The 21,599-nt window shown below is 71.7% G+C and carries 17 protein-coding genes; 2 read left to right on the forward strand and 15 right to left on the reverse strand.

Features of this window, described 5'->3' with window-relative positions; all coding sequences use genetic code 11:
* Window positions 1–5: 5 nt before the first annotated feature.
* Window positions 6–869 (reverse strand): ABC transporter permease, encoded by an 864-nt coding sequence (locus ACZ4SW_RS16085; RefSeq protein ID WP_468243006.1) that lies wholly within the window; start codon window positions 867–869, stop codon window positions 6–8.
* Window positions 859–1,674, reverse strand: a complete 816-nt coding sequence (locus tag ACZ4SW_RS16090) for an ABC transporter ATP-binding protein (RefSeq protein ID WP_468243008.1) — start codon at window positions 1,672–1,674, stop codon at window positions 859–861. Before ACZ4SW_RS16090 ends, ACZ4SW_RS16085 begins: the two co-directional genes overlap by 11 nt.
* 161 nt (window positions 1,675–1,835) lie before the next feature.
* On the opposite strand from ACZ4SW_RS16090, the gene ACZ4SW_RS16095 reads away from it, so the two are divergent.
* Entirely contained in the window at window positions 1,836–2,528 is a 693-nt protein-coding gene (locus ACZ4SW_RS16095; protein WP_468243011.1) for a response regulator, read from the forward strand.
* A 52-nt stretch (window positions 2,529–2,580) separates the two neighbouring features.
* Here the strand turns inward: ACZ4SW_RS16095 and ACZ4SW_RS16100 are convergent, their stop codons facing one another.
* The 6 genes from ACZ4SW_RS16100 to ACZ4SW_RS16125 form a co-directional block, all read right to left on the reverse strand.
* Window positions 2,581–4,170, reverse strand: coding sequence for a solute symporter family protein (locus tag ACZ4SW_RS16100; RefSeq protein WP_468243013.1), 1,590 nt, complete (start codon window positions 4,168–4,170; stop codon window positions 2,581–2,583).
* Window positions 4,167–4,730, reverse strand: a complete 564-nt coding sequence (locus tag ACZ4SW_RS16105; RefSeq protein ID WP_468243016.1) for a DUF485 domain-containing protein — start codon at window positions 4,728–4,730, stop codon at window positions 4,167–4,169. Before ACZ4SW_RS16105 ends, ACZ4SW_RS16100 begins: the two co-directional genes overlap by 4 nt.
* 69 nt (window positions 4,731–4,799) lie before the next feature.
* Entirely contained in the window at window positions 4,800–5,480 is a 681-nt protein-coding gene (locus ACZ4SW_RS16110; protein WP_468243018.1) for a response regulator transcription factor, read from the reverse strand.
* Window positions 5,477–6,628, reverse strand: coding sequence for a sensor histidine kinase (locus ACZ4SW_RS16115; protein ID WP_468243021.1), 1,152 nt, complete (start codon window positions 6,626–6,628; stop codon window positions 5,477–5,479). Before ACZ4SW_RS16115 ends, ACZ4SW_RS16110 begins: the two co-directional genes overlap by 4 nt.
* Complete coding sequence (locus ACZ4SW_RS16120; protein WP_468243023.1) at window positions 6,625–7,149, reverse strand: DUF1453 domain-containing protein; 525 nt, start codon at window positions 7,147–7,149, stop codon at window positions 6,625–6,627. The genes ACZ4SW_RS16115 and ACZ4SW_RS16120 overlap by 4 nt, the downstream gene beginning before the upstream one ends.
* Window positions 7,150–7,584: 435 nt before the next feature.
* On the reverse strand, window positions 7,585–9,708 hold the full coding sequence (locus ACZ4SW_RS16125) for a DNA gyrase/topoisomerase IV subunit B (protein ID WP_468243024.1): 2,124 nt from the start codon (window positions 9,706–9,708) through the stop codon (window positions 7,585–7,587).
* A 440-nt stretch (window positions 9,709–10,148) separates the two neighbouring features.
* Here ACZ4SW_RS16125 and ACZ4SW_RS16130 point away from each other — a divergent pair, with 440 nt between their 5' ends.
* Window positions 10,149–10,379: a DUF7455 domain-containing protein gene (locus ACZ4SW_RS16130; RefSeq protein WP_468243026.1), complete on the forward strand. Its 231-nt coding sequence runs from the start codon at window positions 10,149–10,151 to the stop codon at window positions 10,377–10,379.
* Window positions 10,380–10,579: 200 nt separating this feature from the next.
* Here ACZ4SW_RS16130 and ACZ4SW_RS16135 read toward each other — a convergent pair whose 3' ends face one another.
* The 7 genes from ACZ4SW_RS16135 to ACZ4SW_RS16165 all read right to left on the reverse strand — a co-directional run bounded on the left by ACZ4SW_RS16135 (window position 10,580) and on the right by ACZ4SW_RS16165 (window position 21,467).
* Window positions 10,580–11,398 carry a serine protease gene (locus ACZ4SW_RS16135; protein ID WP_468243027.1) on the reverse strand — a complete coding sequence of 273 codons (819 nt, stop codon included), beginning with the start codon at window positions 11,396–11,398 and terminating at the stop codon, window positions 10,580–10,582.
* Window positions 11,399–11,519: 121 nt separating this feature from the next.
* On the reverse strand, window positions 11,520–13,058 hold the full coding sequence (locus ACZ4SW_RS16140) for an RNA polymerase sigma factor (protein ID WP_468243029.1): 1,539 nt from the start codon (window positions 13,056–13,058) through the stop codon (window positions 11,520–11,522).
* 589 nt (window positions 13,059–13,647) lie between these two features.
* The gene (locus tag ACZ4SW_RS16145; RefSeq protein WP_468243031.1) at window positions 13,648–14,535 is read right to left on the reverse strand and encodes a FadR/GntR family transcriptional regulator; all 888 of its coding nucleotides are present in this window, start codon (window positions 14,533–14,535) and stop codon (window positions 13,648–13,650) included.
* Between the two features lie 162 nt (window positions 14,536–14,697).
* Window positions 14,698–16,437: an ABC transporter ATP-binding protein gene (locus ACZ4SW_RS16150; RefSeq protein WP_468243033.1), complete on the reverse strand. Its 1,740-nt coding sequence runs from the start codon at window positions 16,435–16,437 to the stop codon at window positions 14,698–14,700.
* Between the two features lie 265 nt (window positions 16,438–16,702).
* On the reverse strand, window positions 16,703–17,461 hold the full coding sequence (locus tag ACZ4SW_RS16155) for an NUDIX hydrolase (RefSeq protein ID WP_468243035.1): 759 nt from the start codon (window positions 17,459–17,461) through the stop codon (window positions 16,703–16,705).
* A 131-nt stretch (window positions 17,462–17,592) separates the two neighbouring features.
* Window positions 17,593–19,725: a glycogen debranching N-terminal domain-containing protein gene (locus tag ACZ4SW_RS16160; protein WP_468243037.1), complete on the reverse strand. Its 2,133-nt coding sequence runs from the start codon at window positions 19,723–19,725 to the stop codon at window positions 17,593–17,595.
* A 200-nt stretch (window positions 19,726–19,925) separates the two neighbouring features.
* On the reverse strand, window positions 19,926–21,467 hold the full coding sequence (locus tag ACZ4SW_RS16165; protein ID WP_468243040.1) for a DUF4192 domain-containing protein: 1,542 nt from the start codon (window positions 21,465–21,467) through the stop codon (window positions 19,926–19,928).
* Between the last annotated feature and the right edge of the window lie 132 nt (window positions 21,468–21,599).

Here is a 21,599-nt window from a genome sequence, read left to right on the forward strand (position 1 = left end):
GGCGGTCAGTGACCGGAGTCCGACGGCTTCCAGCGGAAGATGCGGCGCTCGGCGAAGGTGAGCAGTCCCTCGGCCACCAGCGCGACGACCGCGAGGATGACCATCGCTGCGTAGACGCCGGCCGCGTTGAAGGTGCCCTGGGACTGGGCGACGAGCAGCCCGATGCCCTTCGTGGCACCGATGTACTCGCCGACGATGGCGCCGATGAGGGCGAACCCGAAGCTGACGTGGAGGCTGGTGAAGATCCACGAGGTGGCCGACGGGATGACGACCTGCAGTGTCACCCGGCGGTCGCTCGCGCCCAGGATGCGGGCGTTGGCCACGAGGTTGCGGTCGACCTCGCGGGCGCCCTGGAAGGCGTTGAAGAACACCGGGAAGAAGACCAGGACGACGGCGGAGGCGATCTTGGAGGACGGCCCGAGTCCGAACCAGATCACGAAGATCGGGGCGAGGACGATCCTGGGGATGGAGTTGAGCACCTTGATGTAGGGGCCGAGGACGTCGGCGAGGAAGGCGATCCGCCCGAGCGCGATACCGCACACGACACCGGCGACCACACCGATGATCCAGCCGAGCAGCGCCTCGTGGAGCGTGACCCAGATCTGCTCGCCGAGCGAGCCCTGTGCGGTGCCGTGCATGACCCAGGTGGAGATCTGGTCCCAGATCTTCGACGGCATCGAGAAGTTGAACGGGTCGATGGCCTTGGTCCGCGAGAGTACCTCCCAGAGGCCGAGCACGGCGACCAGGAGCAGCACACGCACGAGCAGGACGACCGCCTTGCGTCTGCGGGCGGCGCGCGCACGCGAGTGGGCGCGGTCGGGCTTGGACGTGTCGGCGGGAGCGGGCGCGGAGATGACCTCAGGCGACACGGGCGGCACCCCTCTCGCGCGTGATGCGGACCTCTTCGCCCAGGGACTCCCAGATCTCGCGGTAGATCTCGATGAACCGCGGCTCCAGGCGCACCGATTCGACCTTGCGCGGGCGGGGCAGGTCGATGTCGAAGACCTGCTTCACGGTGGCGGGTCCGGCGGTCATCACGACGACCTTGTCGGCCAGCGCGATGGACTCCTCCAGGTCGTGGGTGACGAAGACGACCGAGGCGCCCGTTCCCTCCCAGAGCTCCAGCAGTTCGTCCGACATCAGCGCCCGGGTCTGCACGTCGAGCGCGGAGAACGGTTCGTCCATCAGCAGGATCTCGGGGTCGTTGACGAAGGTGGCGGCGAGGGCGACCCGCTTGCGCTGGCCGCCGGAGAGCTGGTGGGGGTAACGGTCCTCGAAGGCGGCGAGCCCGACCCGGGCGAGCCACTCGCGTGCCTTCTGCTTGGCCTCCGCCTTGGGCACGCCACGGAAACGCGGGCCCGCCATCACGTTGGACAGGACCGTGCGCCAGGGGAACGTGGCGTCCTGCTGGAAGACGAAACCGACCTTGTCCCCGACTCCGGCGACCGGTTCGCCGGCCACCAGGACCTCGCCCTCGGTGGGCTCCTCCAGACCGCTGACCAGGGTCAGGGTCGTCGACTTGCCGCATCCGGTGGGTCCGACGACGGCGACGAACTCGCCGCGCCCGACCGTCAGGTCGAGGTTCCTTACAGCCGTGTGCAAACCGCCTGACGGGGTCCGGAAGGTCTTGCTCGCGCCCCGTAGCTCGATGGCGGGGCTCGTGTCTGCGCTCATGGCCCGGGACGGTAGGTGTGGCACGGGCCACGGCAGGAGTCTTCTGGGCGCAAGCTCGACTTCTGCTTGCAAGAGTCTGTTGTGCTCTTTTTGCTCGCGCTACAACTGCGGAGCCGAAACACGGGCGTAACGCCCGCACGGCCTTGGGAGAAAGAGGCCCGATGATTGACGTCCTGGTCGTGGACGACGACTTCCGTGTCGCCGAGATCAACGCCAAGTACGTGGGAAAGGTTCCCGGTTTCCGGGTCGCCGCCCGCGCGCACAGCGCTGCCCAGGCGCTCGCCGCGGTGGAACGCGCCCCGATCGACCTGGTGCTGCTCGACCACTATCTGCCCGACCAGACGGGGCTCGAACTGGTCCACCGCATGCGCGACCACGGCCACGGCACCGACGTCATCATGATCACTGCCGCCGGCGACGTGGCGACCGTCCAGGCCGCCATGCGTCTGGGCGCGCTGCACTACCTGGTCAAACCGTTCACCTTCGCGGCCCTGCGCACCCGCCTCGACTCCTATGCCGCCCTGCGCCGCACGGTCGACCGCGTCGGCGGCCGGGGCGTGGCCGGCCAGGAGCAGGTGGACCGGATCTTCAGCGCCCTGCGCACCATGCCCGTGATCCCGTCGCCGAGGCTGCCCAGCGGCCACTCCGAACCGACGACGGACCTCATCTGCGAGGTGCTGCACCGGGCCGGCCGGCCGCTCTCCGCGCACGAGGTGGCGGCCCGGACGGGCCTGAGCCGCTCCACCGCCCAGCGTTATCTGCGGCATCTGGAACAGGCGGGCCGACTGCACCTGTCCCTGAAGTACGGCGACACGGGGCGGCCCGAGCACCGGTACGCATGGGTGGCGCCGTAGGGGGTGACGGGGCGCCCCGGCGCACGGGTACGTCGGCGGGACGCCCGCCCTGTCAGACCGCTCCGGCGCCCGTCAGTGACCGCACCTCGGTCTCCGCGTGCTTGGCTTCGTCCGGCGCTTCCGGAGAGGTGACCGTGCCGAGCCAGCCCGCGAGGAAGCCGAGCGGGACGGAGACGAGGCCCGGGTTCTGCAGCGGGAAGTACTGGAAGTCGACGGCCGGGAAGAGCGATCCGGGGCTGCCCGAGACGACCGGGGACAGCAGCACGAGCCCCAGTGCGGGCACGAGGCCGCCGTAGACCGCCCAGACGGCGCCGCGTGGGGTGAAGCCGCGCCAGAACAGCGTGTACAGCAGCACCGGAAGGTTCGCGGACGCGGACACCGCGAAGGCGAGCCCCACCAGGAAGGCCACGTTGAGGTCGCGGACCAGCAGGCTGAGGGCGATCGCGACCACACCGATGCCGACGGCGGCGGCCCGCGCCACCGCCACCTCGCTGTGCGGCTCGGGGCGGCTGCGCCGCAGCGACGCGTGAAGGTCGTGGGCGACGGCGGCCGAGGCGGCGAGGGTGATACCGGCCACGACCGCGAGGATGGTGGCGAAGGCGATCGCGGCGACCATGGCGAACAGGACCGTCCCCCCGGTGGTGTCCGCGCCGCCGCCCAGTCGCTGGGCCAGCAGCGGCACCGCCGTGTTCCCGGCGGCGTTGGACGCGCGCACGGCGTCCGGGCCGACGACGGCGGCCGCACCGAAGCCCAGCACGATCGTCATCAGGTAGAAGCCGCCGATGAGCCCGACCGACCACACCACCGAACGGCGGGCGGAGCGCGCCGTCGGCACGGTGTAGAAGCGGGACAGGATGTGCGGCAGCCCTGCCGTGCCCAGCACCAGCGCCAGACCCAGGCTGACGAAGTCGATGCGGGCGGTCCAGTTGCCGCCGTACTTCAGCCCGGGAGCGAGGAACGCGTCCCCGTGCCCGCTCCGCTCCGCCGCCGTGCGCAGCAACGCGTCGACGTCGCCGTGGAAACGCATCAGCAGCAGAACGGTCAGCGCGACCGTACCGCCGAGCAGCAGGACCGCCTTGACGATCTGGATCCAGGTGGTGGCCCGCATCCCGCCCAGCGTCACGTAGATCACCATGAGCGCTCCGACGACGACCACCGTCCACGCGCGCGCCGCCGCGCTCGTCCCCCCGAAGAGCAACGCGACGAGGCTGCCCGCGCCCACCATCTGCGCCACCAGGTACAGCACCGACACCGTCACCGAAGACGTCCCCACCGCGATCCGCACCCGGCGCTCGCCCATCCGTGCCGCGACGACGTCGGCGAGCGTGAACCGCCCGCAGTTGCGTACCAGTTCGGCGACGAAGAAGAGCACCACCAGCCAGGCGACGAGGAAGCCCACCACGTACAGCATCCCGTCGTACCCGAAGAGGGCGATGAGCCCCGTCACGCCCAGAAAGGAGGCCGCCGACATGTAGTCGCCCGCGATGGCAAAACCATTCTCCATCGGTGAGAACAGGCGCCCGCCCGCGTAGAACTCCTCCGCCGACCCGTGCCGGTCCCGGCTCACCCAGGTGGTGATCGCCAGGGTGATCGCGACGAACACGCCGAACAGCAGCAGCGCCGTCTGATGGTGACCGGTCACCGCTCGCCACCTCGGAGCGGCCGTGTCAACTCCTGGGTGTCCCACCGGAGATCGAGCGCGGCGCGGTCCCTGCGCAACCGTGCGTGCCGTGCGTACGCCCACGTGAACAGGAACGTCGTCGCGAACTGCCCGAGCCCCGCCAGCATCGCCACGTTCACGGCTCCCGCCACCGGCCGCGCCATCAGCCCCGGTGCCGTCTGCGCGGTCACCACATAGCCCACGTACCAGGTGAAGAAGACCACCAGACCCGGGACCACGAACCTCCGGTACCGGCTGCGCACCTCCTGGAACGCCGCGCTGCGCTGCACCTGCACATAGACGTCGGCGACGCGGCCGACGCCTTCCTCTTCCCGGCGCGCGGAGGGCACGACCGGGGCAGGGGCGCCCGTCCCGTCCAGCTCGCCCCAGCCGGACGCGAGCGCGTCGTACCAGGGGTCGTCGTACTCCGCCTGCCCGGTCGCTCCCGCGCCTGCCGGGGCCGGATCGCAGCCGTGGTGCTTCTCAACCGAACTCTCGGGACCGTCCCCGCCTCTGCGGGAACGATCGTTGTTTGACCTCATGCCCAAGCATGGACAGAGCGGGAAGATCCCAGACTCTTCTTCCCGAAACGCTTCACCCCATCAGGTGACTCACTGCGAGGGGGGCCGGACCAGCCCCTTCGCATACGCGTAACGCACCGCCCGCGCACGGTCCTTGAGCCCCGTCTTGGCGAAGAGATTGTTGATGTGGGTCTTCACGGTGGCCGTGGACACGTGCAGCCTGCGCGCGATCTCCTGGTTGGTGAGCCCCTCGGCGATCAGTACGAGCACCTCCGTCTCCCGCGTGGTGAGCCCGTCCGGCGCCTGGGCGGGCGCTGTCGGCTCCGCCGGCTGCGCCAGCCGCTCCAGCAGGCGTCGCTGAATGCTCGGGGACAGCCCCGCCTCCCCGGACAGCACGCTCCGCACCGCCCGTACGATCTCGTCCCCGCCCGCGTCCTTGGTGAGGTAGCCGCGCGCCCCGGCTCTCAGCGCCGGGAACAGCGACTCGTCGTCCGCGAAGGTGGTCAGCACGACGACCTGGGTGCCGGGGTGCTCGGCGCGGATGCGCCGCGTGGCCTCCACACCGTCGCAGCGCGGCATGCGCAGGTCCATCAGCACCACGTCCGGCGCCAGCTCGGCGACGAGCCGGACCGCCTCCTCGCCGTCCCCGGCGGCGCCGACGACCTCGATGCCGGGCAGCAGCCCGAGCAGCATCACGATGCCCTCGCGTACCACCGTCTGATCGTCCGCCACCACCACTCGGGCGGGCTTCGTGCCGTCCTCCTCCGTCATACGGGTACCTTCAGCGTCACCACGAATCCCTCCTCGCCGGGCCCTGCCTGCAGCGAGCCGCCCAGCAGCTCGGCCCGCTCTCGCATGCCCAGCAGACCGTATCCGGCCCCCGACCCGGCCAGCTCTCCGGGTGAACCGCCCGAGTCCCGTACGTCCAGCGTCACGTGGTGCTCGGCGTACTCGAGCCGTATGTGCACCTTGGCGCCCCGAGCGTGCTTGCGGACGTTGGTCACCGCCTCCTGAGCGACCCTGCGGACGGCCTGGGAAGCCTCGACGGGCAGCGGCCGACGCTCACCCGTGAAGGTGATGTCCGCCCCGTCCGCCGTGGCGACGAGCTCGCTGAGGAAGTCCTCAAGCGGGGACATCTCCCCACGCAGCGCGGAGAGTGCCTGCCGGGTCTCGGCCAGCCCGTCCCGGGCCATCCCCCGTGCCGCGACGACCCGCTCCAGGATCCTGTCCCGGTCGGCTCCCGCCTCGATCAGCAACCGGGCCGCCTCCAGGTGCACCAACTGCGCCGAGAGGCTGTGCGCCAGTACGTCGTGGATCTCCCGTGCGATCCGCGTCCGCTCCGCCAGGGCCGCCGACTCCGCCTCGGCCGCTCGCGCAGCCCTCTCCTGGGCGAGCAGCCGCAGGGCGTTGCCACGTGCCTCGGCGTCGAGGCGCAGGACATAGCCGGCGAGCGCGATGCCGACGACGGTGACCGTCGTGGTCAGCCAGGCGTCATCGGTCACCGCCGCGTACGCCCCGAGCCCCACACCGGAGGCGGGGACAGCGGCCGCGAGGGGCAGCCGCTCCATGGCGCCGATGGCGCAGCCGCACCACAGCACCATCGCCGGCACGCGGAGGTCCCCCACGTACGCTGCCGCGCCCAGCCCGAGGAGCGCCGCCAGCAGGATGACCGAGGGCAGCAGCCGGTGGTGGAGGGTGGCCCGGAAGAAGGCCCACGCGCCTGCCGCGCACATCAGGACTCCGAGCGCGGCGGCGACGATTCCCCACGAGTGCAGGCTGCCGTCCGTGAAGGTCGTCCACAGGAGCATGCCGAGAGCGACGAGCCGCGCGATCCGGGCGAGGCCGCGCCGGGCGCTGGATACGCCGGCGCGGGACAGGGCCTCGCGGGAGGGCCAGCGAGTCCACGCGTCCTCCGTCACACGGTCTCCTTCCTCGAGGGCGGGGTCACGCGCCCACCGTATGCCGGGCCCTGCACCTGAGCGGCGGACACGGAACGCGACCGCCAGACCAGGATCCCGCTGCGCACCAGCAGGGTGGCGGCCAGGGCGAGAAGCAGCGCGGAACTGTCCTGGTGCACGCCGAGGGCCGCAGCGATGGCGAAGAGCCCCACGCGCAGGCCTATGCCGACGACCCACACCGCCACGCTCGCCTTGGTTCCGCGGCTCCAGACCGTGCCGTCCGGCTCGGTCCATATGCGGGTGGTCCAGGCCCAGCCGGCTCCCGTGGCCAGCCCGATGAGCAGCTCGGCCACGATCAGCAGGACGGACTCGGCGTGGTGATGGGGGTCGAGGACACCGGGCCGGCGCACGGCCAGGAAGACCAGGACTGCGGGCACGACCCACCAGCGGCGGTCGGCGGACACCCGGCGCGCGCGGAACTGACGCGCGAGCACCAGGACGACCGCGGCGGCGATCAGCAGGGCGTCGGTGAGCCCGGACATCGTGGCCTCCGTGGGCGAGGAAGGGGTTGCCGCGGCGGGTGTGCCGTCGACGCCTTCGACGCTACGGAAGCCGGCGGGGCGGTAGATCGGAGCCGGGGTGGATCGCGGGTGGATCCTCGGACCCGCCTCGCCTCCACCCGGGGGTGGAGACCCTGGGGCGCGGCCAGCCACGAGCGCCGACCGGGGTCGGAGCGTCGGGGCGGGCACGGCGGCGTCCGGCGCTGGGGCGAGCACGACGACGGCATCCGGCGCTGGGCGGGCCTGGCGGTACGGCACCTGAGACGCCGGTACGCCGGCGCCGCCCCGCTGCCCCGGCCCGCTCAGCGGCGGTCGGCCCGGCCCTCGTGCGCCCGAGATGCAGTCGGCCGAGATGCAGTCGGCAGGCATCCCGAGGCGCCACCCCGCCCCGGAACACCCTCCCGGCCGGCGCAGCGACTACGCGTCGATGCGGGACCTGTCCAGTGTCGCCGCCGAGCTGGAGATGAACTCCTTGCGCGGTGCCACGTCATTGCCCATCAGGAGGTCGAAGACCTGTTCGGCGGCTTCGAGGTCGGAGAGGTTGATCCGGCGCAGGGTGCGGTGACGCGGGTCCATCGTCGTCTCGGCCAGCTGGTCGGCGTCCATCTCGCCGAGGCCCTTGTAGCGCTGGATCGAGTCCTTGTACCGGATGCCCTTGCTCTGGAACTCGAGGAGCTTGTCGCGCAGCTCACGGTCCGAGTACGTGTAGACGTACTTGTCCTGGCCCTTCTTGGGCTGGATCAGTTCGATGCGGTGCAGCGGCGGCACCGCGGCGAACACGCGGCCCGCCTCGACCATGGGCCGCATGTAGCGGTGGAACAGTGTGAGGAGCAGGGTCCGGATGTGGGAACCGTCCACGTCGGCGTCGGTCATCATGATGATCTTGCCGTAGCGGGCCGCGTCGAGATCGAAGGTGCGGCCGGACCCCGCTCCTATGACCTGGATGATCGCGCCGCACTCGGCGTTCTTCAGCATGTCCGTGACGGACGACTTCTGGACGTTGAGGATCTTGCCGCGGATCGGCAGCAGTGCCTGGAACTCGGAGTTCCGCGCGAGCTTCGCCGTGCCGAGCGCGGAGTCGCCCTCGACGATGAACAGTTCGCTGCGGTCGACGTCGTCGCTGCGGCAGTCGGCGAGCTTGGCGGGCAGTGACGAGGACTCCAGGGCCGTCTTGCGGCGCTGCGCGTCCTTGTGCTGGCGGGCCGCGATACGCGTGCGGGCGGCGGCGACGGCCTTCTCCAGGACGACCCTGGCCTGCTGGGCGGCATCGCGCTTGGTGGAGGTCAGGAACGCCTTGAGCTCCTTGGAGACCACGTTCGCCACGATGCGGCGCGCCGCGGAGGTGCCGAGGACCTCCTTGGTCTGCCCCTCGAACTGCGGTTCGGCCAGGCGCACCGTGACGACCGCGGTCAGCCCCTCGAGGGCGTCGTCCTTGACGATGTCGTCCTCGGCGACGCGCAGCAGCTTCTTGGCGCGCAGGACCTCGTTCATCGTCCTGGTGACGGCCTGCTCGAAGCCGGCGACGTGGGTGCCGCCCTTCGGCGTGGCGATGATGTTCACGAACGACCTGAGCGTCGTGTCGTAACCGGTGCCCCAGCGCAGCGCCACGTCGACGCCGAGCTCCCGGGTGACCTCGGTGGGCGTCATCTGGCCGTGGTCGTCCAGGACGGGGACCGTCTCCTTGAAGGTGCCCTGTCCGGAGAAGCGGAGGACGTCGCAGACCGGCTTGTCGCTCGCCAGGTACTCGCAGAACTCGCTGATGCCGCCATCGAAGCGGAAGGACTCCTCGCCCTTGCTGCCGCCCTCGCCGAGCCCGTACTCGTCACGGACGACGATGGTGAGACCGGGCACCAGGAAGGCGGTCTGGCGGGCGCGCTGGTGCAGCGTCTCCAGGGAGAGCTTGGCGTCCTTGAGGAAGATCTGGCGATCGGCCCAGTAGCGCACGCGCGTGCCGGTGCGGGTCTTGGGGATCTTCTTCGTCTTGCGCAGCCCGCCCTTGGCCTCGAACTTCGCGTCCGGGCCGTCGGCGGCGAAAGCGCCGGGCACGCCGCGCCGGAAGCTGATCGCGTGAGTGTGGCCATCACGGTCGACCTCGACGTCCAGGCGCGCGGAGAGGGCGTTCACCACCGACGCGCCGACGCCGTGCAGACCTCCGGACGCCGCGTAGGAGCCGCCGCCGAACTTGCCGCCCGCGTGCAGCTTGGTCATCACGACCTCGACACCCGAGAGGCGGGTCTTGGGCTCGACGTCGACCGGGATGCCCCGGCCGTTGTCACGCACCTCCACCGAGGCGTCGTCGTGCAGGATCACCTCGATGTGGTCGCAGTAGCCGCCCAGGGCCTCGTCCACGGAGTTGTCGATGATCTCCCACAGGCAGTGCATCAGGCCCCGGCTGTCGGTGGAGCCGATGTACATGCCGGGGCGCTTGCGCACGGCCTCGAGGCCTTCGAGGACGAGGAGGTGCCGCGCGGTGTAGTTGGAACCGTCCCGGTCTGCTCCGGTCAGCAGCGCTGTGGACGGCACGGACGTCTCGGCGGTCACGCGGTTCGCTCCTCGCTGAATTTCACATGGGGCCCCTTGGGGTAGGGGGGCGGCTTCGGTCGCCGCTCCGAGGGTACCGAGGCCTGGTAGAGCCGTTGTAACGCCACCCTCGTCGATGACTCAGACTAATCCAGAGTCGTACGGACGTTCGATCCCTCGTGAGGGGTGAAGTACATATCACGTTCCCTTGGGCGCATGAACCATTTAGCCTCGGGGCACGTCCTCATCCACAACCGGCAACCAGCCGGGAGGACGGACAACCGACACACAGAGCGAACCCGTACGACACCAGAGACGTAATACGGCACATTCGCCGCCAACCGGCAGCAGACAGCCGGCTCGAAAGATTTTTTCGAGGAGAAGCCGCGAGCGGGAACGTTTTCGGCCTGGTTGGATGTTGACCCTGGTACGACAGCTCGTCGAGCTAGAGAAGAGGCGACGTGACTACTGTTCTGACCCACGCGAGCCCGCTGACGGCCGCTGACCGCTGCGACCGCTGCGGCGCCCAGGCGTACCTGCGCGTCGTCCTCCTGAGCGGCGGAGAACTGCTCTTCTGCGCCCACCACGGCCGCAAGTTCGAGCCGGAACTCAAGAAGATCGCCGCTGAGATACAGGACGAGACGGAACGGCTCACCTCCGTTCCGGCGAACGCGTCCGACGAGGAGCGCTGACCCTACGCCTCCACGACGAGCCTGCACCGGCACCGACGCCGGTGAACGGGCGGCCACCCCACCCGGGGAGTGGCCGCCCGTACTCGTACGACGCGTAGGGTCGGCGTCCTCGTGGTACACACCGACCGCACACTCCGTGCGCGCGACAGCCCGCACGGGTGTGCCCCTCACGGGGCCCGAAGCTCCAGGAAGCGCCGCCCTCAGTGGCCGCCCCCCAGCGCCTTGACGGCCTCCGAGACCCGCGTGTAGACGCCGGGGCTCCCCGGCTGCCCGCAGCCGCTTCCCCAGGAGACCACGCCGATCAGGCGTCCCTTGGCGACCAGCGGCCCCCCACTGTCTCCCTGGCAGGCGTCATGGCCGCCTTCCGGCGCCCCTGCGCACAGCATGGACGACGCCACGTACTTGCCCTCCAGACCGCCGGGATACGCCCGTTCACAGGTCGCATCCGTCAGGACCTGAAGGTTGGCGGCCCGCAGACTGGTCGTGTAGTCGGCGTTCCCGGTGACGTCCCCCCAGCCGTACACCGTCGCGGGCGTGCCCGGGGTGTAGGCCGGATCACCGGCCGGCGCCATGGGGAGCACCGAGCTCGCCGGGAGCGGGGAGGCGAGTGTGACGACACCGAAGTCCCCGGTGTTCATGTAGCTGTTGTACTGCGGATTGACCCACGTCGAGGCCACGGGGATCTCCTTGCCCTGGCTGGACGTGAGGTCCGTACGGCCCGCGATCACCTTCAGATCCCGCACCCGCCCCGGCGGAGCTCCCAGGACGGCCGCGCTCAGACAGTGGGCGGCGGTCAGGACCATGGACGGACTGACCACCACGCCTCCGCAGAACTGCCCCGCCCGGGTACCTCCGAATCGGTCACGGCTGGAGAGGGCGACCGTCCAGGGGCTCTGCGAGATGTCGACCGGAACGCCTCCGATGACAACGCTGTCGGCCGTCGCCGGCGCGGGGGCCGCGAGCTGTATCAGGGCTGCTGCGGCCGCGAGTGCCAGGGATCGGACGTAGGGGCGACGCATGCGCTCTCCTCACTGTCGGATGGTCGTAGAACACCCACAGTGATCCAGCTCGCCGCATCCCGCACACGCAAAGGGGCCGCCTCCCGTAGGAAGCGGCCCCTCCAGGGCGTACGGCCGAGGCCTAGTCGAGGTAGTCGCGCAGCACCTGGGAGCGCGACGGGTGACGCAGCTTCGACATCGTCTTGGACTCGATCTGGCGGATGCGCTCACGGGTGACGCCGTACACCTTGCCGATCTCGTCGAGGGTCTTCGGCTGACCGTCGGTGAGACCGAAACGCATGGAGACGACGCCCGCCTCGCGCTCGGAGAGCGTGTCGAGCACGGAGTGCAGCTGCTCCTGCAGCAGCGTGAAGCTGACCGCGTCGGCCGGGACGACGGCCTCGGAGTCCTCGATGAGGTCACCGAACTCGCTGTCGCCGTCCTCGCCCAGCGGGGTGTGCAGGGAGATGGGCTCGCGGCCGTACTTCTGGACCTCGATGACCTTCTCCGGGGTCATGTCGAGTTCCTTGGCCAGCTCCTCCGGGGTGGGCTCGCGGCCGAGGTCCTGGAGCATCTGGCGCTGGACGCGCGCGAGCTTGTTGATGACCTCGACCATGTGCACCGGGATGCGGATGGTGCGGGCCTGGTCCGCCATGGCGCGGGTGATCGCCTGACGGATCCACCAGGTGGCGTACGTGGAGAACTTGTAGCCCTTGGTGTAGTCGAACTTCTCGACCGCGCGGATCAGACCGAGGTTGCCCTCCTGGATGAGGTCCAGGAAGAGCATGCCGCGCCCGGTGTAGCGCTTGGCCAGGGAGACCACCAGACGGAGGTTGGCCTCCAGCAGGTGGTTCTTGGCACGGCGGCCGTCCTCGGCGATGATCTCCAGCTCGCGCTTGAGCTTGGGGGCGAGCTTGTCGGCGTTGGCCAGCTTGTCCTCGGCGAAGAGACCGGCCTCGATGCGCTTGGCCAGCTCGACCTCCTGCTCGGCGTTGAGCAGGGGGACCTTGCCGATCTGCTTCAGGTAGTCCTTGACCGGGTCCGCGGTGGCACCGGCGGCGGCGACCTGCTGCGCGGGGGCGTCGTCCTCGTCCTCGTCGGAGAGGACGAAGCCGGCGTTCTCCGCGCCCTCCGGCTCCTCGCCGGCCTTGACGGGGGTCTCCTCGAGGACGTCCTCTTCGAGCAGCTCGACGTCGTCCTTCTTGGCGGTCGTCTTCTTGGCCGCCGTCTTCTTGGCGACGGCCTTCTTGGCGGTCGTCTTCTTGGCCGGCGCCGCCGCCTTCTTGGCCGCGGCCTTCTTGACGGGCGCGTCCTCAGCCGGGTCGTCGGCGACCGGGACCGCCGGAGCGGCGGGGGCGGCGGCCTTCTTGGTGGTCACCGTCTTCGCCGCGACGGACTTGGTGGCGGTGCGCTTGGCCGGACTCTTCGCTGCGACGCTCTTGCGGGTGCGCTTGGGCTCTGCGGCACTGACCATCAGCGTCACACCCTCTTCCTCGAGGATCTGGTTGAGGCTGCGCAGTACGTTCTTCCACTGAGTGGCCGGAATCTGGTCAGCTTCGAAGGCCCGACGCACATCGTCGCCGGCGATCTGCCCCTCAGCCTTTCCCCGCTCAATGAGAGCCATGACAGAGACGGACTCGGCGATCTCCGGCGGGAGCGTACGGGATGTGCTGGCCGACACGAACAACCTCTCGGAACGTTGGAAAACGGCTTCCGGCCCCATCCACAACGGACAGGAGCCGACCGCCGGCTTGGGGATGGGCCGACGGCGCGGGCGGGGGCCGGGAAGATGCACAGCGCCGTGAACGGCGTCCGTATTCCCTCCTCGGCTGTCACCTCTTAGGTCATCGCGCAGCCCCGAAGAGCGTTACGCCCAATCTGCGTGGCCCGGATCACACCCCGTAACCGCTCAAAAACGTCCAGATACGGGCAGGAGTAGACGCTCGATGACACTGCCGACACTCGACCGTCGACGGTTCCACACCCCGCGTATCCCGGAATCCGTATCCGACACCAGGAATCCGCCGCCGAGCCGGCAACCCGCGGTCGGCACCGGGTCACCCCATGACCGGCATCGGATCACCCGATGGCGGCGGCGTCACCTGGGCCCCAAGCGGGACCGCCGGTCTCCGTCGGGCTCCGCCGGGTCCCGGGAGGATCCGACGGAGCCCGACGGCGGGCGTACGGCGCTCCGCGGCGACCGGCCGCGCGGGCCGGGTGCCGTCCGATACGGGTACCCGCCCCCGGGTCGCATCACCGGCAGTGCGCGGTCAGTGCTCGCGCGGCGCGGGTACCACGCGCTCCACCTCGGGGTGGACGGTGAGCAGTTGCCTCATGGCGCCCTCGGCGGCCGCGCCGTCGCCCGCGGCGAGCGCGTCGACGATACGGGCGTGCTGCGACAGGGCCGTGTCGTTCGGGCGGTCGCAGCCGGTGACCGGGCCGCCGGAGACCTGAAGGGCGGCCGAGACGATCCCCGAGAGATGCTCCAGCATGCGATTGCCGGCGACCTGGATGAGCAGCGAGTGGAACTCCGCGTCGGCACGCGAGAAGGTCAGGGAGTCGCCCTGCCCCATCGCATGGCCCATGATCTCGACCATGTCGCCGAGCCGCTGCTGCACCTCCTCGCGCCCGTGGCCGGCGGCCAGGCGCGCGGCGAGCGGCTCGATGGTCCAGCGCAGCTCGCTCAGCTCCCGGCGCTGGTCGTCGCGCTGGGGCCCGAAGGCACGCCACTCGATGATGTCCGGATCCAGGAGATTCCAGTCGCTGACGGGGCGTACGCGTGTGCCGACGTTCGGACGGGCGCTGACCAGGCCCTTGGCCTCCAGGACGCGCAGCGATTCACGGACGACGGTCCGGGAGACCTCGAACCGCTGGCCGATCTCCTCGGGCACCAGCGGCCGGTCGGCACCCAGGTCGCCGGAGACGATCATCTGGCCGAGCTGCTGGACGAGTTGGCCGTGCAGTCCGCGTCCGCGGCTGCCCGCGGCGCGCCGGCCGACGCGGCCCAGCTCCGGGTCCCCGCCCTCCCACGAGGGGGCGCCGACGCGGTCGGCGGCGGGCGCCTCGGCGTAGGGGTAGCGGTCGAGTTCGCCCGGCCCGGCCATGCCGGAGTCTGCTGAGCGGGCGGCGGTCATCATGGTGTGCGCAAGGGTACTCACGGATCCTTTGTCGGCGCCCTTTCCAACTCCCTTGAGGTCTTTGGTGAAAAGCACACGAAAGGGTGATCGCTCACGGCGTCGCAATTGACGCCTTATCGGAAAGAAATGGGCGCTTTTCAGGGGAGTTGCGACACGGGGGGACCGGATCGACACGCACTGTTGTCATCGGACCCTGCTGCGCAGGGTTGTGATCAGGTACGCGCACAGCAATGCGGACAGGGACAAGGTCAGTGCTCCGCCCACGGGTTGGGCGATCATGTGCGCCGCCACGGCCAGATACCGCTCTCCGCCGAAGGGCCACCGCAGCAGCGTCAGAGCGCGCATCCGCTCGGCGAGGCCCGCCGCGGCCCGCACGGACGGCCCTGCGAGCGCCTTCTCGACCAGGGGTACGACGAGGACCGGCACCGCGAGGACGGCGGCGAGCCCCGCGGTCGTGGACCGGAAGAGACCGGCGGCCAGCACACCGGCCCAGGCGCATCCCGCGACCAGCCCGCACCAACTCGCCGCGAGGGGCGGCCAGTCGTCGGGAAACCGGGCGACCTCCCGCCCGTAAAGGAGGTAGAGCGATACGAGGTCGCAGCCGGCGCTGAGAGCGGCCAGCGCCAGCGCCGCGGCCGCGGCGACGAGGAGTTTGGCGGCGAGCAGCCCCAGGCGCCGGGGGACGGTCCCGCGGGCCGCCGCCAGTGCGGGATGGCGGAACTCATCGCCGAAGGAGAGAGCGCCCAGCAGTCCGGCACCGAGCGCGGCGGGCGGCAGGGGGAGCTGCTGCGGCCAGGCGGCGAGCAGGCGGTGCTGCGGAGTGTGCCCGGCACGGGCGAGGAGTACGGACAGGAGCACGGAGGTGACGAGGACGACGGCGGCGGTGGCGTAACCGGTGCCGATCCCGGCGGCACGGCGCAGTTCGTAGCGCAGCGGGCGCAGGGGGCTCGGGGCGGACCGGACACCGACCGGCGGCGGCAGCGGGCGCAGATCGCCCGGTTCCGACGTCTCAGCCGACGTGGACGCGGCGGACTCGGCACCGGCGGTCGGACCCATGTCGCCGATCTCGTCCGCGAGTTGGTGAACGAGGATGCCGTGCCGGAAGGCGCACTCGCCGACGTCGGCACACGTACTGCCGTACACCGACAGCCGGTTGCCGTCCTCCTGGACGATCTCCACCGAACGCTGGGCGCTTCTGGCCTCCTTGGCGAGCAGGGCGCCGAGGCGGGCGGCGTGCGGGCTGCGAACGGCCACGCGGGGCCGCAGCCGGGTGCGGGCGAAGTCGGCGGCCGGCTGGTCGGCGACGAGCCGGCCCTTGTCGAGGGTGACGACGTGGTCGGCGGTGCGCGCCGCCTCCTTCGGGTCGGCCGTGGTGAACAGGACGGTGCCGCCCTGGGCGGCGTGCGCGCGCAGAACGCCGTGCAGCCAGCGCCCCTCGCGGGCGGAGAGCTCGCCCGCGGGGTCGTCGAGCACCAGCGTGTGGGGGTCGCCGAGCAGGGCGCAGGCGAGGCCCAGGCGGCGGTCCATGCCGCGCGAGAGGCTGCCCAGGCGCACGTCGCGCAGGCCGGCGAGTCCCAGGGCCTCGAGGACCTCGTCGGCGCGACGGGCCGGCGCACCCACGGCAGCGCACAGCATGCGCAGTTGTCCCCGGACCGTGCGCGCGGGATGGCCGGGCACCTCGCCGAGCAGAACGCCGACTTCGCGGGCGGGGTGGGCGATGCGGTGCAGCGGACGGCCCCGGAAGTAGGTGATGCCGCGGCCCGACTGAAGCTCGAGCATGAGCCTGAGCGCCGTCGTCTTGCCCGCACCGGAGGCTCCCAGAAGCGCGGTGACGTGGCCGGCGTGCGCCTCGAAGGACACGTCGTCGACGGCGGGCGGAAGGTCCCTGCGGGGGTTGCCGGTCAATCCGATCGCCTGGATCACTCGAAGCAAGATAGCGCGATAAGTCCGTTTTGTCGGGAACCTTGCGCGGACTGGCTCCGACCTTGATCGAAACATGCGCCGTGATCGGACGTGCGCCTTGATCGGACGTGCGCCTTGATTGACGTGCGCCTTGATCGGACATACGTCCGGAGTGGATTCCCGCGACTGCAGGCCGACCGCTGGTGACGGCGTCGACGGCGCCGAAGAACCCGCCGGCGGCGGCCGCCTCCCGGCCGTGCGCCCCCTGCTTCCGTGACGCAGGCGATCAGACCTCGGGACGCAGCATCGGCGGGTTGAGCAACGTGGCGCCGCCCGCGCGGAACAGCTGTGCGGGGCGGCCGCCCTGCCGGGTCGTCGTACCGCCCGTGGGGACGAGGAAGCCGGGCGTGCCGGTCACCTTGCGGTGGAAGTTGCGCGGGTCGAGCGCCACGCCCCATACGGCCTCGTAGACCCTGCGCAGCTCGCCGACGGTGAACTCGGGCGGGCAGAACGCGGTGGCCAGCGACGAGTACTCGATCTTGGACCGGGCACGCTCGACACCGTCCGCCAGGATCTGAGCATGGTCGAAGGCGAGCGGAGCCACCGCTTCGCCGGCGCGGCCGTACCCGCCCTGCTGCAGGAGCTCCTCGACAGGCGCCCAGCGCACGTTGCCGGCATCACCGCCGGCCCGGGGTGCGGGCAGGTCAGGGGCGAGCGCGAGATGGGCGACGCTGACCACCCTCATCCGCGGGTCACGCTTCGGGTCGCCGTATGTGGCCAGCTGCTCCAGATGGGCGCCGTTGTCCTGGGCCGGTGCGGACGGATCGTGGGCCCGCAGCCCCGTCTCCTCCGCCAGCTCGCGTGCGGCGGCCTGCGCCAGGTCCTCGTCCGCCCGTACGAAACCTCCCGGCAGCGCCCACCGGCCCTGGAAGGGCGGCTCACCCCTGCGCACCGCCAGCGCGCACAGCGCGTGGCGGCGCACGGTCAGCACGACCAGGTCCACGGTGACGGCGAAGGGCGGAAAGGCTGACGGGTCGTAGGGCATGTCGCGATCATAGTCGTCTGCCTGACGATAAACACTCCCTTCCGTGACCGCTTCCGCGGCTGATCCACTTCTGTCCGATACGGGTCTCATCGAGGGTCGCCGCCCGCACCGCCACGCCTCGTCATCCGAGGTCACACCCCCAGCTGCAGCCCGTCGGCCGCCTCCTCCACCATGGCGAGGCCGAGCCGGCCCACGCGCACGGAGAAGGGGGCGCCGGCGAGTCTCAGTCCGGTCAGGACGATCTCGCCGAGCGGGGCGCTGCGGACCGGACACAGAGTCACCGTCCCTGCGGGCGCGTCGGGACGGATTCCGACGAGCGCGGTGAGCAGCAGTACCCCGGAGGCGGCCGCCGTGGCGGCTGGACGGCAGGCTGCCGGGTGCGGCAGCGGCGCGCTCCCCTCCGTCCGCGGCTCGCCGGCGAACATCTCGGGCAGCCGGTACCCGAACGCCTCCGCCGCCGCCAGCATCCCGCCGAGCAGGCCGCCCGCCTCCTTCTCGTACCCGGCGGCGGCCAGTCCGGCGACGGCGATCGCCGTCTCCTGGACCTGAACCGCTCCCCCACGGTGTCCGAACGGGTTGTACGCCGCCTCCTTGGCCGCCAGGCCGCGCAGTCCCCAGCCCGAGTCCATGGCGGGGCCACCGAGCAACCGCGCGAGCTGCTCGGTGCGCACCTTGTCCAGCAGACCGGGCGCCAGGGTGCCGCAGCCGAGCAGCCCGGTGTCGAGGAGGTGGGCGACGTCCGCGCCGAGGTGCGGTACGAGGCGTCCGTCACGGGTACGGGCGGCCGCCGGTCTACCACCCGACCGGTCCTCGATCCAGAAGTCCTCACAGAACGCGTCGCGCAGTTCCTCGGCCCATTCGCGCAGCTCCGCCCCGCCCGGTCGGCCGCATGCGTCGAGCAGACCGGCGCCCACCATCGCGGCACGGTGGGCGTACGCCTGGGTCTTGCAGCGCAGCGGCCCGCCCGGCTGCGGGTCGGGGAGGTAGACGCCGTCGCCGACGGTGGTGCGCAGCCACCGCAGACAGTGCTCGGCCGCCGGCAACAGCTCCTCCGCCTCCCGCTCGGGAAGCCCCCAGCGCCAGGCTTCCGCGAGGAGCACCGGGAACAGCAGGGTGGCCTCGGTGCCTGTGCAGCTCGGTGGCAGATGTGCGCCCGCGTCCCGGCGAGGCCCCGGGATCATTCCCGAGCGGAGGCCCGGGCCGCCGAGTTGGGTGCGGGCGAGGATCCGCAGCGTGCCCGCGGCCAGCCGGGTGCCGAGCGGCAGCGCCATCCGGGCCGCCGCCAGGGACTCTGCGGGCGCCGGGCCGCAGCGCCACGGCGCTCCGGCCGCCAGCTGTGTGTCGGTGGGGTGCGCGGGGTCCCGCAGCAGCAGGGCCCGGAGGTCCTCGACGCTGGTGCGGAACAGCGACTGGACACGGGGGTCGTCCCCGGTGGCCCGGGCCTGGGCGAGTGGGCTCGTCGCGCCGTGTCCCACCGCTCTGACCGGGCCCGCACCGTCCTGTCGCAGTCGCAGTTCCACGCTCCGCGTCCCGCCCGGGGGCAGTTCCAGCTCCCAGCGCAGGAGGCCCGCTGAGGCCAGGGCGTCCGTGGGAGGCGGTGCGGCCGTGACCGCGCAGTCGCCCTTCTGAGAGGACCAGCGCAGCCCGGCGTCGTGCACCGTGGCGGGGAGTTCCGGGCCGGTGTTGCCCGAGGCGATCTCTCCCAGTTCCGCGAGGTCCGTGCCGAGGGCCACCTCCATCGGCAGCCGCAGCGGGCGGGGGGCAGCGCTGTGCAGGGTGATCCGCTCCGTGCCGTCCGCGGACCGGATCCGTTCCACGACGACGTCCGGATCCGGTCCGGCGTCGGGTGACGCGTGCACCGTCCCCACGAAGCGGGCACGGTCCGCCGCGACCATGCGGGCCTGCACGGGGAGCGGCTCCCGCCCGGACACCCGCACCTGACAGCGGGACAGCACACGCCGGCCCGCGCGGAAGAACCCCTCCAGGCCCTGGCCCGTCAGCTGGCCCTGGTCCGTGGAGATCACGAGGCCGGGCAGGGCGACGCAGATCAGCGCGGTGTGGGCGGGCGGCAGATCGGCGACACGGCGCGGTGGAGGCGGCGGTGGGCAGACCTGGAGCCGGTCGGCCTGCGCGGCAGAAGCCGGTGTGCCACCCGGCGGCCTCGGCAGGGCCGGTGGGGCGCCCTTGGGAGGCTGGGGCGCCGAGAGGCCGTGGCGTGGACGCCGGGTGCCGTCGGGGGCGGAGAACGGTGGGGGCAGGGGCATGGGGCGGCTTTCTCTGCGCTCGGTACGCCTGGGGTGCGCCCGGAGCCGGGTGAGCGGCTCCGGAGAGGGTCGTGAGCGATGCGGCGGCGCGACCCGAGCACGGGTTCCGCCACTCAGGTGAACGGATCGCGGCTGTCCCGGGTCACGCCTGTGAGACGGGAAGCCGACCGAACGGCGGTACGCCGCGCAGCTCGACGTACTCATGCACCGCCCTCCGTACACCGGCCGGGACGGCGTCGGGGCCCGGACCGGCCGGTCGCCCCCTCCGTCGCCCGCCGCTGCCCTTCGCCGCCGGGCGGGGTGTCGGCGCGGCGCCGGTGCCGGGCCTCGGCCGCCGTGTCAGGACCACGGGTCGGCCGGCCTGCGGAGCCGGCCGACCGGACCGTGCGCCTCCGGCGGCGAGCGGCAGGAGCGTCGGCGGGCTGCTGCGGGGCGGGTGCCTCGGCCGCGGTGGGCGGCGCGGCACCGCTCGGGGGCTCGGCGGTGTCATCCGGCGTCGTCGTGTTCGTTCCCTGGTTCGCTTCGCGGCCCGCCCGTTCCGCGCGCAGGCAGCGGCGGACGGTCTCCGGGCTGAGGCCCTCGTTGCATGCCTGGTGCAGGAGGCGGGCGAAGAGGTAGTCCGGGTCCGCGCCCAGGGCCATGGCGAGGGCTTCGCGTGCCTCCACTTCGTCGCCGGTCGACCAGGCGACCCACCCGGCGAGCGTCAGCGGCGCCGCCGCGTGCTCGCCGTACGAGCCGACGCAGCGGCGGGCCAGGGCACGCCACAGCCGCAGCGCCACAGCGGCCTCCGCGCCCTCCATCCATTCCGCCGCGCGGTCGCGGGTCGTGCGGTCCTGGAGGCCGACGATCAGGGCGGCGGCCTCGTCGTGCCCGAGCAATTCGTCGTCGCGCAGGTCCGCCGCCCTGGCCCCGGACACCGGTGGGGTCTCGGCAAGCCGGGCCATCACCCGCTCGGCGAGGGCGAGTGTCTCCGCGGTGACCTCGTCGCGGGTGCCGTCGTCGAGGATTCTCCGCACGAGCGCCATGCTGGCGGCGTCCAGCGCCACTTCCTGATCGAGCGCGGCCGCCGTCTCCCAGGGGCTGAGCCTCGCCCGGAACTCCTTCAGCGTGCCGCGCACCTGAAGACCCGCGTAGGTCGCGGCGGCCGCCAGGACGGAGGTACCGGGCAGGCCCATCGGCCGTCCCTCGGAGGGACAGCAGTCGGGGCTTGGGCACACGTACGACCAGAAGCGGCCGTCGGAGAGGCACAGGGCCTCCACCACGGGCGCATCGAGGCTGCCGCAGGCCGTGCGCAGCGACTGGGCCAGCGGACGGAGGCGCTCCATCACATCGCGTCCCGTCTCACCGCTCGAGGGTTCCTGGACCAGGTAGGCGACCATGCTCTCCGGCCGGGCACCTCTGCGCTCGCTTCCGGCCACCAGGCCGTGCGCCAGCTGCTGCGCCGCGGACGCCCAGTCGCCGGGCTGGGCGGGGATGCCGAGCCGTGCGCGCCCGCCGAACCTTCCCCGCCCGTCCCGATCGTGCAGTGCCACCAGCACGATGCTGTCCTCGGGGCGGTACCCGAGCAGGTATGGCAGGGCGTCGGCCAGCTCGGCCGGGGTGCGCAGCGTGACCTGGGTCTCGCCGGGGCCTCCTGCCGAGCCGCTGTGCCCCTCGTACGGGGCGGGCTCGCCGCCGTGATGTGCGGATCCGTGCATGTCTCCGATGCCGGACGGGCCGGCCGCTTCGTCGTGGTTCGTCATGCGGCGACCATCCCGCGGATCTTCAGATTCCGCTTGGCCTGTGGACAACCACGACCATGTGCACGTCATGGATTGTCCACAGGCGGTGGTGCTCGCTCGCACGATGTCCGACCGATCGGGTTGCATGGACGC

The organism is Streptomyces sp. NPDC028331 (assembly GCF_055565775.1).